This window comes from Methylovulum psychrotolerans (assembly GCF_002209385.1).
GTDB lineage: Bacteria > Pseudomonadota > Gammaproteobacteria > Methylococcales > Methylomonadaceae > Methylovulum > Methylovulum psychrotolerans.
Window position 1 is genome coordinate 3,880,714 of record NZ_CP022129.1, and the last position, 14,052, is coordinate 3,894,765.

Sequence of the window (14,052 nt, forward strand, 5' to 3'; positions counted from 1 at the left end):
CCACTACAAAGAGGCATTATGCTTAAGCATCTGTTATTGATAGGGCTGTTGTTCTCCGGCACTTGTGCCGCTAAAGACATTACCTATACCGCTTATGAAAACGGGGCGGCGGAATACTCGGTCGCCATTCCTGACGGTATCTTATACGGCCAAGGCGAATCCGGCAACCACATGGGGCAAGTGTTCAAGTCGGAGGACATGGATGCGGTGTTGTTTACCTACGGTGAAGGCAATATCGATGACAAAGGCATTGACGCGTTATTTTTTGATGCCTTACACCCGGACGATAAGGCAGAGCGGGTATTTGTCTATCAGGCGAAAGGTGACGACTGGTTTGTGGTCACGGGTTTTTATAAGCAGGAGGTGTTTTATCAAAAAACCTTGGTCAAAAAGGATAGCTTACTGAAGACGATCTATTTTACCTACCCCAAGGCAAAAAAGGCATTGTATGACAAGATTACCAGCCATATCGCCAAGTCGTTTAAGCATTTGTAGGGCAGCGCAAAGGCTAGAGACCTTTGCACTCCACTGTAGAAGTCGGGCCGCACGGAGTGCAATGGACTCTATAGAAGGACGTTAGCCCTCAGTTAAAATAGCCCAAGTGGCGTTGGCCTCTTGGGCTATAAGGCCTTGGACGTAACTTTCAACGGAACGCCCAAGCTTTCAAACGCTGTCAGTTACGCCCCGCGCTGACCCCGCCGTCTAAGGGCAAAATAACGCCCGTAATCCAGCCGCTGAGTTCGTCATCGGCCAAGAATAACAACGCCGAGGTGGTGTCTTTCACTTGGCCGTTGCGGCCTAGCGGATGAAAGCTGTTAAAGCTTGCCAGTTGCTCCGGGGTCAGTAGCGGGTCAAACAACGGCGTTTCCACCAATCCGGGGGCAATGGCGTTGACGCGGATGTGGTTGGGCGCAAATTCCAGCGCCAAGCTACGGGTCAGCGCGTGCACGCCGCCTTTGGCGGTGGCCGCACCACAGCACGGCGTGGCGGCAATGGCATGGTTTGACCACATAGAACCGACATTGATGACCGCGCCCGAACCCCTTGCCAGCATGGCGGTGATGGCGTGTTGGCTGGTGATAAAATAAGCCCGCAATAATTGCAGGTAGCCGTCAATATCGTCTTCCGTATGGGCAAGAAAGGCTTTGGTGGCAAAAACGCCGGCATTGTTGATTAAGACATCAACGCCGCCGAATTGTTGGATGGCCCTATTGATAAGCCCGCTACTGATGGCGGGGTCGCGGATGTCCCCGGTAAAATAGGCGAGTTGTTGCCCGGTCGGGTCTAATGCCGCCGCCACCGCCGCCAGTTTGTCTTCGCGGCGGCCATTAATTACGACTTTGGCCCTGGCATTAAGAAAGCCTCTGGCCGCATCCGCGCCCATGCCTGTCCCGCCTCCGGTGATGACCACCACTTTATTTGCTAAGCCCATAAGATTACCTCTGCTAAAATTTAAGGATACGGCGGTATTGCCGAAGGCGATAATGCCGCTATTTTTCGCAGGCAACAAGCGGGCACTTTTTTGTCAGTAGGGTACTTTTATGAAAGAAAAGGCGGTAAATAAGGCGAAAAAAATATCGCCCCCTGATGTGGGGGCGACCATTTCGGCAGTCTTTGGCTGCAAATGGTCGCTCAAAATCCTCGATGCCATACAAGCGGGCATCTGCCGTCCGGGGGCCATCGAAAAAGCCCTGCCGGGTTTGACCACCCGTGTGCAGAATTATTATTTTGCCAGAATGATGGCCTTGGGGATTATTGACAAAACCATCTATGCCGAAATGCCGCCGCGTGTGGAGTATTATTTGACCGACTACGGGTTGCGCATTTTTGAGATACTTAAATATATTAAAGCCGTGCAAAAGGATATTGAAGCGGAGCTTGAGCTGGCAAATGCCGAAGGGTTGGGTGCAGAGTGATTGGATAGTAATGGCTGGCTGGATAACGTAAGTCGTTTTTTGCATCTTCCGTTAATTTATAATTTCCCATCCCGTCTCAACTCCTCCTTAAGCTCCGCTTTGATTTCATTGGCAGTCTGGGCTACAAATCCGCTGTTTTCTGACTTAATTAACCTACTGCGTATCATATCCAGTTCATTTTGATGCATCCTTGCTCTTCGTATTAAGTCATTTACGATTTCACTTTTGCTATTGTATTCTTCGCTTTCAAGCAAGGAATTTAACCAATTATCGTTTGGGGTAGTAAAAGAAATACTTTGTCTTGCCATAGCGCTATCCTCTTAATGTGGTGCATATATGGTTCATATTTACACCATAAATATACGGCAGGCAAGACAAATAGCTTTTGTCTTTTGTTTTGTAACACCTGTTAAAAGACCTTGAAACCCATATAGGGCTAAACTTCTTAGTGGCTGATACCCAAAAGCCCTTACGCCAGCCCCAACTTTTTCGCCGCAATCAACACCCCAATCACAGTCAAACTGTCTTTCACCTCGTTACGGTAAACCATCGCCAGCAATTCGCTAAAGGGGATTTTTTTCACCACCAGTTCTTCGGTCTCTTCCGGTTCGGCTTCGCCGAAGCTTAGTCCGGTCGCCAAATAAATATACGCCCGCTCGTTGGTGATGGAGTTGCTGGTGTTAAATTCATAAATCATTTCCCAGTTTTCGGCGCTGATGCCGGTTTCTTCGGCCAGTTCGCGCTGGGCGGAGGCTAGGACGGTGGCGGCTTTGTTGCCGCCGCCTTCGGGGATTTCCCAGCTATATTCTTCCAGCGGGAAGCGGTATTGGCCGACGATGTAGGTGTTGCCTTCGCTGTCTATGGGGATGATGCCGATGGCCCAGTTTTTAAAGTCCACGGTGGCATACATGCCGGGAGTGCCGGTGGGGGTGATGACATCGTGGTAGTCTATGCGTATCCACGGGTTTTCGTAGATCAGCTTGTCGCTCAGGATTTGCCAGGGGCCGCGTTTGGTCATGGTGGGTATCAGGGTAGGGTGAGTGGGCACAGGCATTCTTTAATGCTGTGGTTAAGGGCTATTGCGTATAAAATAGGCGGTTAGTATTTTGCTTTTTTCGCTATTAGGTTTTCATGACAATCGGCACCCTTTACATTATTGCCGCACCGTCGGGTGCGGGCAAAACCAGTTTGGTCAAACAACTGGTGGCGGATACCGCCAATCTGACCGTGTCCATCTCCCATACCACCCGCGCGATGCGTCCGGGCGAGACGGATGGGCAGGATTATTATTTCGTGTCCGTGGCCAAGTTTCAAGCCATGCTCGCCGGGCAGGCCTTTTTGGAACACGCGCAAGTGTTCGATAATTTCTATGGCACGGCCCGGCAGACGGTGCAGGATAACCTTAACCAAGGCTTGGACGTGATTTTGGAAATCGACTGGCAGGGGGCGCAGCAGATTAAGCGCCTGCTGCCCGACAGCCTCGGTATCTTTATCCTGCCGCCGTCCATTGCCGTGCTGGAGCAACGCCTGCGCGGGCGCGGTCAGGATGACGAAGCGATTATCGCCCGGCGGATGCGCGATGCCGTCGCCGAAATGAGCCATTACCGCGAGTTTGATTATCTGGTGGTCAACGATGACTTTGCCTTGGCCTTGCAGGAGCTAAAAAGCATTATTACCAGCCAGCGGTTGCTGCGCGTCCGACAAGAGCAGCAATGCCAGGCTTTATTGGCGGCGTTGCTGTCTTGATCCCCTTTTTTATTTTTCCTACCGCTTAACTTTAATACATTTATGACATATACGCCAACAGTGGGTTTTATCAGTTTAGGTTGCCCTAAAGCCCTGGTCGATAGCGAGCGCATTTTGACCCAATTGCGCACCGACGGTTACACCATTTCCCCCACTTATCAAAATGCCGATCTGGTGGTCGTCAATACCTGCGGCTTTATCGATGCGGCGGTGGCGGAGTCTTTGGACAGCATCGGCGAGGCTTTGGCGGAAAATGGCCGGGTTATCGTCACGGGGTGCTTGGGGGCGCGTGAGGATGAGATCCGGGCGCGGCATCCGCAAGTGCTGAAAGTTACCGGAGCCCATGCCATTGACGAGGTGGTGGCTTCGGTGCGCGAGCATTTGCCGCCGCGCCATGACCCGTTCACCAGCCTGTTGCCGCCCCAAGGCGTTAAGCTGACCCCTAGCCATTATGCCTATCTGAAAATCTCCGAAGGCTGTAACCACCGCTGCACGTTTTGCATTATCCCATCCATGCGCGGCGATTTGGTCAGCCGTCCGGTCGATGATGTGCTGGTGGAGGCCGAGCGTTTGGCGCAAGCGGGCGTTAAAGAATTGCTGGTGGTGTCGCAAGACACCAGCGCTTATGGCTTGGATGTCAAATATCAGCCGCGTGACTGGCGCGGGCGCAGTGTGCAAACCCGGTTTTACGATTTGGCCGAAGCCTTGGGCGATTTGGGTATCTGGGTGCGGATGCACTATGTTTACCCCTATCCGCATGTCGATGACGTGATCCCCTTGATGGCGGCGGGCAAGATATTGCCGTATTTGGACATCCCTTTCCAACATGCCAACCCGCGCATTTTAAAGCTGATGAAGCGTCCGGCGGCGAGCCAGAACAATCTGGAACGCATTAAGGCTTGGCGGAGTGTTTGCCCCGACATTACCTTGCGCAGCACCTTTATTGTCGGCTTTCCTGGCGAAACCGAGCAGGACTTTACCGAATTATTGGATTTTTTAAGCGAAGCCCAGTTAGACCGGGTCGGCTGTTTTGCCTATTCGCCCGTGCGCGGCGCTGCCGCTAACGATTTGCCGGATGCGGTGCCGGAAGCATTGAAACAAGAACGTCTGGCGCGGTTTATGGCGCACCAAGAGGCCATCAGTGCGCAGCGTCTGCAACAGCGGGTCGGGCGGATTGAGACGGTGTTAGTGGATGAAGTAGTCGAAGAAGGGGCGGTCGCCAGAAGCCGCGCCGATGCGCCGGACATTGACGGGCAGGTGTTTATTGACGGGGCCACACACCTGAAAGTCGGTGATTTTGTCCAAGTCGAGTTGGAAGAGGCCGACGAGCATGATATGTGGGGGCATTTGGTGTAGGTGGTTCTGGGGGTTATTGCCCTGACCGGCGTGCAAAGGCTTTAGCTTTTGCACGCCGGCTTATTATCCGTGCGTATGCCCTGCGAAAGTCGGCCACCACTTCTAAAGCCAATTATCCTAAACCCTATCTTGCCGCTTATCAGCTTGGCAAGCCAACAGCCTATAGCCTTCAATGCGTTCGGCGATTATCTCTTTAATGGCATGGTCTTCACAGGCTTGAAGCAGACCCTGTTCGGCAAGAAAATCATCAAATGTCTCGTCGCTTACGCTGCTTTTTTTGCATTGTTCCATCACATTACCTCCCGTGCCAGATTAAATACTCGATAATCAATTTTTTCATAAAGCCACCTCTATAGTGGGCAAGATTAGTGAAGAGCTAAGGCTTATCAAAGTGGATGGCTCCCTCCCCTGATGGGGAGGGCTGGGGTGGGGAGAATAAAATCAATGGCTTATACATATAGTCCAGAGATTTTAATCAGAGTGCTTTCAGTCCGTTTAATGAAAAAAGCCTTGTTTAGATTCTCCCCACCCTGGCCGCATCTTGCTTAAATTCCAGGGTAAATTTGGGTTTTTTGACTTTATCTGTTTTGCTCATTTTTCACCTCTGCTGACATTATAATATGCCTTTGGAAGTGTCCGGCTTTATTAGACCATTTCACCAGTTTCTTAGCTATTATTGAGAAGGCTTTGTATCCAAGGGACAGAAGATCATCTGTACCATAGACACTCTGCCCTTGGATAAACATGGCTAGATTTCCGGTTATGCGTACAAACTCATATTCCACATCTTCCTCATCCATATTTTCAGCATCTATTACGGATTTTATTTTTATGGAAGAGCCGCCCTTACCAGAAATATAGATAGGATAGTTTTCTTTTCTTTCACTCCCATCCTTTTTGGTTACTGTTTTATGTCCATTCCCAATGAAGTTGTTATGTTTCATTGGAACTATTGCATCAATATAATCAATCATTGGTAAATACCTTGTTTTGTTAATGTACATTTAGTATTTACACTTTTTCATTTTTGATTATTTGATCAAGACTAATGAAAATTAATGCTCTATTATCTACTTGATTAAGCTTATAGCTTTTGTTTAAGTCACTACTATATTTTGTATTAGCGTGTTGTCTTCAATGGATTGTTAATAGTGAATTAAGTGTATCTGTGTTAACAATGGGGGGTATCTACAGTAAATATGTGAGTGTCTTATGTTAATAGTCTCAATATCAATAACATCTATGATTATGTTAAAAGTGAGTATGTATTGCATGTATTACATGAATAGAGGCAGCGGTCACCGTATGCAAAACTGACCAAAAATGGCATGTATAAGGTCTGTCAAAATCGTACAATCGATAATTTACAATATCCGATCTCACGTTTATAAAGTATTGGATTGTTTTTTATATCTTATATAAGTTTCTGAAAAAGTTGTCTATTTTGACGGAGATAGTTATCGTTTTTTGTAAAGTGTAAATCAATACTGAATACGCATTGGGCTATTCACTTTTTTTAACAGGACAAATAAGATGACTAAAAAATGCACCTCAAAATCTAAACCTGATTGCAGATACACTTATAAGCAAAAAAATAATCGCATTTATGTTGTAGATAATTCAACAAATACCACTAAATGCTTAACCAACTTTACTGTGCAGATCATTAAAGAAATAGTCTGCGAAAAGATTGATGGCAACACCGAATGCTCCGTTCAAATCAAAGGTGTGATGGAATCAGGTCAAATACTAAAAACAATCACTCTCAGCGCAACTGATTTTGAAAATGGCAAATGGCTTCGCAAGCACTGGGGCATTCACCCTAAACTGAATGAATTGGAAATTAAAGAAGCGGGTAAGCATCTGGTAGAGGCCATTCAAAAATTAAATACAAATGACTATCCCAAAGAATGTGTCTATTATCGTATTGGCCTGTCTTGCGAAGGGGAAAATAGGAAATTCTTATTTGGAAATGGAGCCATTACCCCCACTGGTATTGAGTTAAGCTCTCGCAGCCATCTACCAGAGCAGCTTCGTTACTATCAATTGCCTAGTAATGCAAAAAGCCCGGCAATTAAATTGTCCATACAAAATGTGTTCAAGTTATTGGCATTTTCAGATGAAAACCCCAATATTGGTGCCTTACTATGCGTTGCCTCGTTTAGAGCCGTCATTAGCATGTGGTTACCGGTTGACCACTGGTTTTTCTTAGTAGGCAAAAAAGCGACCTATAAAAGCAGCATTGCTGAATTGATCCAGGCATTTTTTGGCGTGATGGATCGGGATCAGGCTTTAGTCAATTGGAAATCCACCACATGTGGTTTGGAAAATTTAGCCAAAGTGGCAAGAAATGGTGTGCTATGTGTAGATGATTTTGTTTATCCTAAAACATCTAACCGAGCGTCTGAGTTTACCCAGAAGGCTGATGACCTGCTCCGCTCCATTGCAAATGGGTCTCCAAAATCACGCGCCACCCCTCATGGTACTGGTATCGAAGACAGTGTGCGCTTGAATTGCCTAGTTATATCAACAGGTGAGTTCCCGCCTAATGACTCGAAAGAGTCGCTGCATCATAGGGGGATTTATGTACCTTTCAATGCAGGCGACATCGAACTGGACAAATTGAGCTACGTTCAAGAGTTGGCACGAGCAGGAAGTTTTGCGTGTGCTAATGTCGCTTTTATTCAGTTTTTGTTATCTGATTATGATAAGTATGCGCAATTGGCTGACTCTTTATTTAAGAAATACCGAAAACAGGTTACCCAAGAGCTTGTTGGAGATGCGCGGAGGGCAAGCCATATAGCAGGCTTATTAGTCGCTTGGAATTTTTTCTGTAGATTCGCCTACAAAAATGACGTAATAAGCAAGGGCAAAGCCAAGTCTTACCTGCGTGATGTGAGGCATGTCTTAATAGAATTGATGCTCCAACAGGAAGCCATTTATACAGCAAGCCCTGGTCATGTATTTATCGAGGGCTTGAAACAAGCCTTCCTGGAGGGCAAAGCACACCTTATAGACTCACAAACGGGTAACCAACCCAAAGCTGTGCGTACCTTCATTAACGATATAACAACAATACCGTAAAAAAGGTACGCACAGCGTACCCTACTTGGCTTATAAACAAGGTATTGACACAGACCGCTTACAAGCCTTGCATGGGCTAGAAACTCAGTTACTCGTGCCTCAAAGCCTCTATCGGGTCTAATCGGGCGGCTTTCCGTGCCGGAAAATAACCAAAAACCACACCTACCGCCGCCGAAAATAAAAATGCGGTAAGGACAATGCCGCCTTGAAAGACAAACGGCACTTGCAGAAGGCCGGATAATCCCAATGCTATGCCCAGTGCCAGAAGGATGCCGATAAGGCCACCGAAGGATGACAACACCACGGCTTCCACCAAAAACTGCAACAGCACTTCATTCTCCAAAGCACCAATGGCTAAGCGTATACCGATCTCCCGCGTCCGTTCCGTCACAGAAACCAACATGATGTTCATAATGCCGATGCCGCCGACCAGCAGGCTGACTGCGCCGACTGCGCTGAGCATCCCCGTCATGGTTTGAGTGGTGCTCGACAGCATCGCGGCGATCTCTTTCATGTCCATGACATTAAAATTATTTTCCTCGGTACTGGCAAGGTGCCGGCGGGTACGCAGGATGCTTTCAATCCCCTGTTTGACTTTTTCAGTATCATGGCCACTCTGCACCGAGACTTTAATCAGATTGATCTCCTGATTACCCGCTATACGGCGTTGGTAAGTGCGTAATGGTACGACGACCAGATCATCCTGGTCTGTCCCCATGGTCGATTGGCCTTTGGCTTTCAAAACCCCGATGACTTCGCAGGACAATTTTTGCAGGCGAATCCGGTTGTTTAAGGGGTTTTGCAGGCGGAACAGCTTGGTCGCCACAGTTTGCCCTATAACGCAAACCGCCGTGCCGAGCCGCGCTTCGCTGGCGGTAAACAGCCGCCCTTCGGCAACCGGTTGGTTGCTGACCGAAAAAAAAGCGTCCGTTGTGCCGGAAACGTTCGTCGACCAGTTTTCATTCGCGTAGATGGCGGTGGTTGAACCCGATGCGACAGGCGCGACGGCGACCAGCCCATAAACGTCCTTGGCCAAGGCTTCTGCGTCGGCCAGCTTGAAAGCTTCTGCGCCGGATACCTGTCCCGGCCCCATCCGTTTACCCACGCTGACCATTAATAAATTACTGCCTAGGCTGGCGACTTGTTGGCTCACTTGCTGGGTAGCCCCGCTGCCTAACGTGACCACAACAATAACCGCCGCTACGCCAATAATAATGCCCAGCATGGTCAATAGCGACCGCATAGCATTGCGCCGCAATGTCCTGAAAGCCAATAAGAGTGCATTTCCTAACATAAATTAGCCATTAAGTATCCTGTCGCTTTCAATTAAACCGTCTTTGAAGGCGATAATGCGCTTCGCATAATCCGCCATATCCAGTTCATGTGTGACCATGACGACGGTGATGCCCTGATCCCGATTAATGGCGGTTAACAACTCCATAATCTCGACACTGCGTTTCGAGTCGAGGTTTCCCGTTGGCTCGTCCGCCAGAAGCAAGCAAGGTGCTGTTACAATCGCCCGGGCAATCGCAACGCGTTGCTGTTGACCGCCAGAAAGCTCGCCGGGCGTATGGGTTTCACGCGACGATAAACCGACGGCATCCAAAGCCGCTTTGGCTAAGCGGTGCCGTGTCGCCGTATCCAAGCCCCGGTAAATCAACGGCAGTTCGACATTCTCCAACGCTGTCGTGCGGTTGAGCAAGTTAAAGCCCTGAAAAACAAAGCCCAGATAATGCCGACGTAACAGGGCGCGTTGGTCTCGGGTCAGACCGCCGACGTTCACACCCTGGAAGTGATAATCGCCGCCGCTAGGCATATCCAGACAGCCCAAGATATTCATGCAAGTGCTTTTCCCTGAACCGCTAGGCCCCATGACGGCGACGAATTCGCCTGGATTGATCGTTAAATTAACCCCGGCTAATGCGTGCATTTGGCTATCGCCCGTGCCGTAGGTCTTCGTCACTCCCTGTAGCGCCAGTAATGGATTGTCTGCCATTGTTGTCCTACTGATGAGAGGTTTCTAAAATCCCGGTCACTAATTCAGTACCGGTATCGACTGCACCGCCCGCAATTTCAGTAAAAGCGCCATCCGTTGCGCCTTTACTGATGGCGACAGGTTTTAAATTTCCTTGGCTGATTGTCCACACTTGCTGCTGGTTCCCGGTGGTATTCAAAACAGCTTCCGGTTTGGAAGCGGAAGCAGGCGGGTGCGGCAGCAGGGCGCTAAGCAATCCGCCGCTGGATTTTTTTTCAGCGGCGCTTGCTTGCGGCGGAAAAAATCTCAGTACGGCATTGCTGACCAACAGCACATCGGCTTTTTTACTGACCGTAATCGTCGCGGTGGCGGTCATGCCCGGACGCAACGAAAGTGACGTATTATCGACGGCCAATACGGTTTTATAGGTCACGACACCGTCCACCGTCTCAGATCCGTAGCGGACTTGGGTGATAAGCGCCGGAAATGTCCGGTCGGGATAGGCATCTACCGTAAACGTAGCTTCCTGACCTTCCCGAATCGAACCGATATCCGCCTCATCGACATCGACTTGCAACGCCATTTTTGTCAGGTCTTCCGCCAGTTTGAACAGCACCGGGGATTCGAACGACGAAGCGACGGTTTGTCCGGGTTCGATTGAGCGTTCCAGCACAACGCCGTTAATGGGGGAATGCACCACGGCTTTATTTAACTGAATCCGGTTGTCTTTATAAGTGTTCTCGGATTGCAATACGGAGGCCTTGGCACTCGCCAGATCGGCTTTCGCCCGGGTCAAGTTTGCCCGCGCCGTATCCATCTCCACGGATGCAGGTACTTTGCCGCCGCTCAATTGCCGGGTCTGATTGTAACGGTCGAGTTTTAATTGCGTTTCCTGCAAGGTCGCTTCCGCCTGAAGAACTTTCGCCTTCACCACTTCTAACGCCGATTCGCTTTGCTGGGTTTGCGCTTCCAGCCTTCGGGTATCCAGCTTGGCAAGCACTTGCCCGACTTTCACTTGATCGTTGTAATCGGCAAACACTTTTTCGATGGTGCCCGACACTTCAATACCGACTTGGACTTCATTGACTGGCGAGAGTGTGCCTGTGGCGCTGACCGTAACCACCAAATCACCACGCCGCGCTTTTTCGGTTTGATAAAGGACGGGTGCTGGCTGCCCCATCCACAAAACGCCAACTAGAACAAAAAGTAAAATCATGGCCGCCAACAACCACCAGAGCCAGCGAGACTTACCGCTGTGATCGCCTATTTCAAGGACTTTTGTTATGTCTTTTTGTGTTTGCATGTTTATTAATGATGAGTCTGATTTGGCTTGGTAGCATTAATATCCCATCCTCCGCCCAACGCTTTATAAAGCCGGATCAGGTTTGAGGCGGTTTCCGCTTCGCTTTCGACCAATTGATTTTGAGCTGTCAGTAATGATTGCTGGGAATCCAATACCCTTTGAAAATCGGTTGTTCCCGTTTGATATTGTTGCTCGGCCAGCGTCAACGCATCTTTTCCGGCAGTTGCGGAGGCTTGGAGCGCGTCGCGGCGTTGCCACTCCTGATTAAGCGCGTTAAGGGAATCCTCGACCTCTTTTAACGCCGTCAGAATAGTGTTTTGATAGAGTCCTAAAGCCTGCTCCTGAAGTGCCGTTTGTATTTTTACATTGCTGCGGATGCGGCCAGAATCAAATAGCACCCACGCCGAGCTGGCCGCCATTTGAAACGTTTTGGCCGCTGCCGTATACAGATTGGCCGCCAACAGGGATTCCAAACCTATCGACCCAGACAACGTAAAACTGGGGTAAGCGGCGGCTTCGGCAACGCCGATTTGGGCGGTTTGCGCCGCCAATTTGCGTTCCGAACGGCGCACGTCCGGCCTTTGCCGTAACACATCCGCCGGGATACCGATGGCAATGTCATTAGCGGCGACCGGAATGGACGCGGACTGGGCTAATAAGGCATTTAACGCCGTAGGCTGCTTTCCCAACAACACCGCTAAGCCATGTTTGGCTTGTTCGAGCTGGCTGGTTAATTTGGGTATATCGGCGCGGGTACTCTCGACCGAGAGCCTAGCCTGGAGCACATCGACCTCGGAAACCAGCCCGGCTTGCGCCCGCCACCAGGCTATATCATAGGTTTCCTGCCGTGCTTTCAGGCTGTTTTTGGCAATAACCAATTCATTTTGGTAACGTCTTACATCAATGTAATTCAAAGCAACTTCGGCGCACAAGCTGATCAGCACATCCTGCAAATCCTCTTCGCTTGCGCCCAGCGTGGCATCGGCATATTCGATGGAACGCCGCTGCTTGCCCCATAAATCCAGCTCCCAACTGGCATCCAAACCCTGGCTAAACTGATTATAGGAACCGCCGAATTGGCCGACTTGACCAAAACGGGAGGCTCTACTGGGCTGGTTTTTGCTCGCCGAGGTGTTCATCGACAAGGTCGGCAGAATATTGGCTACGGACAAGTCGCGGTTGGCGCGGGTTTCGCGCAGTCTGGCTTCGGCCTGAAACACATCGCGGTTGCCCAAGCGGGCTTGGGTAATCAGTGAGGTCAAGATGGGATCATGAAAGGACTGCCACCAGGTATGCAGGTTTTCCCGGTCGCCTGTCTGCTGACGTATCAATGCCGCATCCCATTTGGATTGAAAAGTCGTCGGCGGACGCTGGTAATCCGACCCCACCATGCAGCCAGGCAATAATGGCATTAGCCCGGCAAAAACAAGCCATCTTTTGATAGTATTCAGATCAATCATTTGATTAACGTAATAACTGATGTTACGCAGTCATTTTTGCGATATTGAAAAATGTAGCGATGAGTCGCTGTCGCGACGGTTTTTTTAATCGGGTTCTCGCACCCGAAGGCGAGATACTTTCTTTTGCTCCGCCAAAAGAAAGTATCCAAAGAAAAGGCGGCCCGGTTGCCGCTTCTTCCTGCGCTTCTCGGTTTTGTCGGGGGTCGGCAGAGTGGGCTTCCTGCCCACCTGCCGCGCCCCTTCGGGCTGATCCCGACAAAACCTGCGATGCTCGGCGCGGCAAACGGGGGTAAAGCCCGTTACTGCGTAACGCCAAGTAATAACGTAAAATTTGTGACGGGCAGGTAGGGCTTATTTCAATTTCCGGCATATCAGTCTGCAAATCCCATTCAATCATTCAAAAATCGTTTTGATTTTCTTGGTGATTAGTATCGCTGAAGTAACGTTAACTGCCGTTAAGGGAATGTAAATTTTGGTAAATTTTGTTAAAAGCCGTTACTATTGCCGACATTAAAATCAGGGTTTCAATAATGGCTAAGATATTGCTAATAGACGATGATGTTGAACTCACCGGAATGCTGACGGAATATCTGACGCAGGAAGGTTTTGATATGGTTGCCATACACGAGGGCGAAGCGGGTAAGCAAGAAGCCCTTTCAGGCAGCTATGACTTGGTAGTGTTAGATGTCATGTTACCCGGCATGAAGGGCATTGAGGTTTTAAACCGGATTCGCCTGGACAGCCAAATCCCGGTCTTAATGCTGACGGCCAAAGGCGATGATGTCGACCGTATCGTCGGCCTTGAATCGGGGGCGGATGATTATGTGCCAAAGCCGTGTACTCCCCGTGAGCTGGTAGCACGCATTCGCGCGATCTTGCGCCGATTAGAGTCCTCCCAACACCCCGATGATAAAATCGTTGAGGGGGCACTGACGCTATGGCCGAAACAACGCAAAGCGGAATGGCAAGGCCAACAGCTGGATTTGACCAGCTCGGAGTTTAGTCTGCTTGAAGTCCTGGCCGTTAATGCCGGGGCCATTGTTGGCAAAAAAGAACTTTCAGAAAAAGGCTTAGGCCGACCTTTAGCACGCTTTGACCGCAGTATCGATGTCCATTTAAGCAGTATCCGGCAAAAACTCGGCAACCTGCCGGAAGGCCGCTCCTGTATTTTGACAGTACGCGGTAAAGGTTACTTATTCGTTAAAGTGTGAC

General features: G+C 49.5%; 16 protein-coding genes. 6 read left to right on the plus strand and 10 right to left on the minus strand.

Features of this window, described 5'->3' with window-relative positions:
* The first annotated feature begins 18 nt into the window (after window positions 1-18).
* A complete protein-coding gene (locus CEK71_RS17505; RefSeq protein WP_088620589.1) occupies window positions 19-495 on the plus strand; it encodes a hypothetical protein in 477 nt (158 codons plus the stop codon).
* A 178-nt stretch (window positions 496-673) separates the two neighbouring features.
* Here CEK71_RS17505 and CEK71_RS17510 read toward each other — a convergent pair whose 3' ends face one another.
* Window positions 674-1,432: an SDR family NAD(P)-dependent oxidoreductase gene (locus CEK71_RS17510; RefSeq protein ID WP_088621677.1), complete on the minus strand. Its 759-nt coding sequence runs from the start codon at window positions 1,430-1,432 to the stop codon at window positions 674-676.
* 109 nt (window positions 1,433-1,541) lie between these two features.
* On the opposite strand from CEK71_RS17510, the gene CEK71_RS17515 reads away from it, so the two are divergent.
* Window positions 1,542-1,916 (plus strand): winged helix-turn-helix transcriptional regulator, encoded by a 375-nt coding sequence (locus CEK71_RS17515; protein WP_088620590.1) that lies wholly within the window; start codon window positions 1,542-1,544, stop codon window positions 1,914-1,916.
* A gap of 56 nt (window positions 1,917-1,972) precedes the next feature.
* On the opposite strand, the gene CEK71_RS17520 is transcribed toward CEK71_RS17515, so the two are convergent.
* The gene (locus CEK71_RS17520; protein WP_088620591.1) at window positions 1,973-2,224 is read right to left on the minus strand and encodes a ribbon-helix-helix domain-containing protein; all 252 of its coding nucleotides are present in this window, start codon (window positions 2,222-2,224) and stop codon (window positions 1,973-1,975) included.
* Between the two features lie 161 nt (window positions 2,225-2,385).
* Entirely contained in the window at window positions 2,386-2,970 is a 585-nt protein-coding gene (locus CEK71_RS17525; RefSeq protein WP_232463679.1) for an NUDIX domain-containing protein, read from the minus strand.
* A 77-nt stretch (window positions 2,971-3,047) separates the two neighbouring features.
* Between CEK71_RS17525 and gmk the strand changes: the two genes are divergently transcribed.
* A complete protein-coding gene (gene gmk / locus CEK71_RS17530; protein ID WP_088620593.1) occupies window positions 3,048-3,662 on the plus strand; it encodes a guanylate kinase in 615 nt (204 codons plus the stop codon).
* Window positions 3,663-3,704: 42 nt separating this feature from the next.
* Window positions 3,705-5,018: a 30S ribosomal protein S12 methylthiotransferase RimO gene (rimO, locus tag CEK71_RS17535; RefSeq protein WP_088620594.1), complete on the plus strand. Its 1,314-nt coding sequence runs from the start codon at window positions 3,705-3,707 to the stop codon at window positions 5,016-5,018.
* A gap of 117 nt (window positions 5,019-5,135) precedes the next feature.
* Here rimO and CEK71_RS17540 read toward each other — a convergent pair whose 3' ends face one another.
* Both CEK71_RS17540 and CEK71_RS17545 read right to left on the minus strand, forming a co-directional pair.
* A complete protein-coding gene (locus tag CEK71_RS17540; protein WP_198328295.1) occupies window positions 5,136-5,309 on the minus strand; it encodes a hypothetical protein in 174 nt (57 codons plus the stop codon).
* A gap of 287 nt (window positions 5,310-5,596) precedes the next feature.
* Window positions 5,597-5,992 (minus strand): phage/plasmid replication domain-containing protein, encoded by a 396-nt coding sequence (locus tag CEK71_RS17545; protein ID WP_088620595.1) that lies wholly within the window; start codon window positions 5,990-5,992, stop codon window positions 5,597-5,599.
* 559 nt (window positions 5,993-6,551) lie between these two features.
* Here CEK71_RS17545 and CEK71_RS17550 point away from each other — a divergent pair.
* Window positions 6,552-8,102: a DUF927 domain-containing protein gene (locus CEK71_RS17550; RefSeq protein ID WP_088620596.1), complete on the plus strand. Its 1,551-nt coding sequence runs from the start codon at window positions 6,552-6,554 to the stop codon at window positions 8,100-8,102.
* Between the two features lie 88 nt (window positions 8,103-8,190).
* On the opposite strand, the gene CEK71_RS17555 is transcribed toward CEK71_RS17550, so the two are convergent.
* From CEK71_RS17555 to CEK71_RS17575, 5 genes are all read right to left on the minus strand, one after another.
* A complete protein-coding gene (locus tag CEK71_RS17555; RefSeq protein ID WP_088620597.1) occupies window positions 8,191-9,396 on the minus strand; it encodes an ABC transporter permease in 1,206 nt (401 codons plus the stop codon).
* A gap of 3 nt (window positions 9,397-9,399) precedes the next feature.
* Window positions 9,400-10,098, minus strand: a complete 699-nt coding sequence (locus tag CEK71_RS17560; protein ID WP_088620598.1) for an ABC transporter ATP-binding protein — start codon at window positions 10,096-10,098, stop codon at window positions 9,400-9,402.
* Between the two features lie 7 nt (window positions 10,099-10,105).
* Window positions 10,106-11,380, minus strand: coding sequence for an efflux RND transporter periplasmic adaptor subunit (locus tag CEK71_RS17565; RefSeq protein WP_088620599.1), 1,275 nt, complete (start codon window positions 11,378-11,380; stop codon window positions 10,106-10,108).
* Window positions 11,381-11,385: 5 nt separating this feature from the next.
* The gene (locus CEK71_RS17570) at window positions 11,386-12,792 is read right to left on the minus strand and encodes an efflux transporter outer membrane subunit (protein ID WP_232463680.1); all 1,407 of its coding nucleotides are present in this window, start codon (window positions 12,790-12,792) and stop codon (window positions 11,386-11,388) included.
* A gap of 70 nt (window positions 12,793-12,862) precedes the next feature.
* A complete protein-coding gene (locus CEK71_RS17575) occupies window positions 12,863-13,237 on the minus strand; it encodes a hypothetical protein (RefSeq protein ID WP_198328297.1) in 375 nt (124 codons plus the stop codon).
* Window positions 13,238-13,370: 133 nt separating this feature from the next.
* On the opposite strand from CEK71_RS17575, the gene CEK71_RS17580 reads away from it, so the two are divergent.
* Window positions 13,371-14,051, plus strand: coding sequence for a response regulator transcription factor (locus CEK71_RS17580; RefSeq protein WP_198328298.1), 681 nt, complete (start codon window positions 13,371-13,373; stop codon window positions 14,049-14,051).
* Window position 14,052 lies beyond the last annotated feature (1 nt).

Coding starts and splice junctions, on each gene's coding strand:
- CEK71_RS17505 (WP_088620589.1), top strand. CDS start 19: ATGCTTAAGCATCTGTTATTGATAGGGCTGTTGTTCTCCGGCACTTGT.
- CEK71_RS17510 (WP_088621677.1), bottom strand. CDS start 1,432: ATGGGCTTAGCAAATAAAGTGGTGGTCATCACCGGAGGCGGGACAGGC.
- CEK71_RS17515 (WP_088620590.1), top strand. CDS start 1,542: ATGAAAGAAAAGGCGGTAAATAAGGCGAAAAAAATATCGCCCCCTGAT.
- CEK71_RS17520 (WP_088620591.1), bottom strand. CDS start 2,224: ATGGCAAGACAAAGTATTTCTTTTACTACCCCAAACGATAATTGGTTA.
- CEK71_RS17525 (WP_232463679.1), bottom strand. CDS start 2,970: ATGCCTGTGCCCACTCACCCTACCCTGATACCCACCATGACCAAACGC.
- gmk (WP_088620593.1), top strand. CDS start 3,048: ATGACAATCGGCACCCTTTACATTATTGCCGCACCGTCGGGTGCGGGC.
- rimO (WP_088620594.1), top strand. CDS start 3,705: ATGACATATACGCCAACAGTGGGTTTTATCAGTTTAGGTTGCCCTAAA.
- CEK71_RS17540 (WP_198328295.1), bottom strand. CDS start 5,309: ATGGAACAATGCAAAAAAAGCAGCGTAAGCGACGAGACATTTGATGAT.
- CEK71_RS17545 (WP_088620595.1), bottom strand. CDS start 5,992: ATGATTGATTATATTGATGCAATAGTTCCAATGAAACATAACAACTTC.
- CEK71_RS17550 (WP_088620596.1), top strand. CDS start 6,552: ATGACTAAAAAATGCACCTCAAAATCTAAACCTGATTGCAGATACACT.
- CEK71_RS17555 (WP_088620597.1), bottom strand. CDS start 9,396: ATGTTAGGAAATGCACTCTTATTGGCTTTCAGGACATTGCGGCGCAAT.
- CEK71_RS17560 (WP_088620598.1), bottom strand. CDS start 10,098: ATGGCAGACAATCCATTACTGGCGCTACAGGGAGTGACGAAGACCTAC.
- CEK71_RS17565 (WP_088620599.1), bottom strand. CDS start 11,380: ATGCAAACACAAAAAGACATAACAAAAGTCCTTGAAATAGGCGATCAC.
- CEK71_RS17570 (WP_232463680.1), bottom strand. CDS start 12,792: ATGCCATTATTGCCTGGCTGCATGGTGGGGTCGGATTACCAGCGTCCG.
- CEK71_RS17575 (WP_198328297.1), bottom strand. CDS start 13,237: ATGATTGAATGGGATTTGCAGACTGATATGCCGGAAATTGAAATAAGC.
- CEK71_RS17580 (WP_198328298.1), top strand. CDS start 13,371: ATGGCTAAGATATTGCTAATAGACGATGATGTTGAACTCACCGGAATG.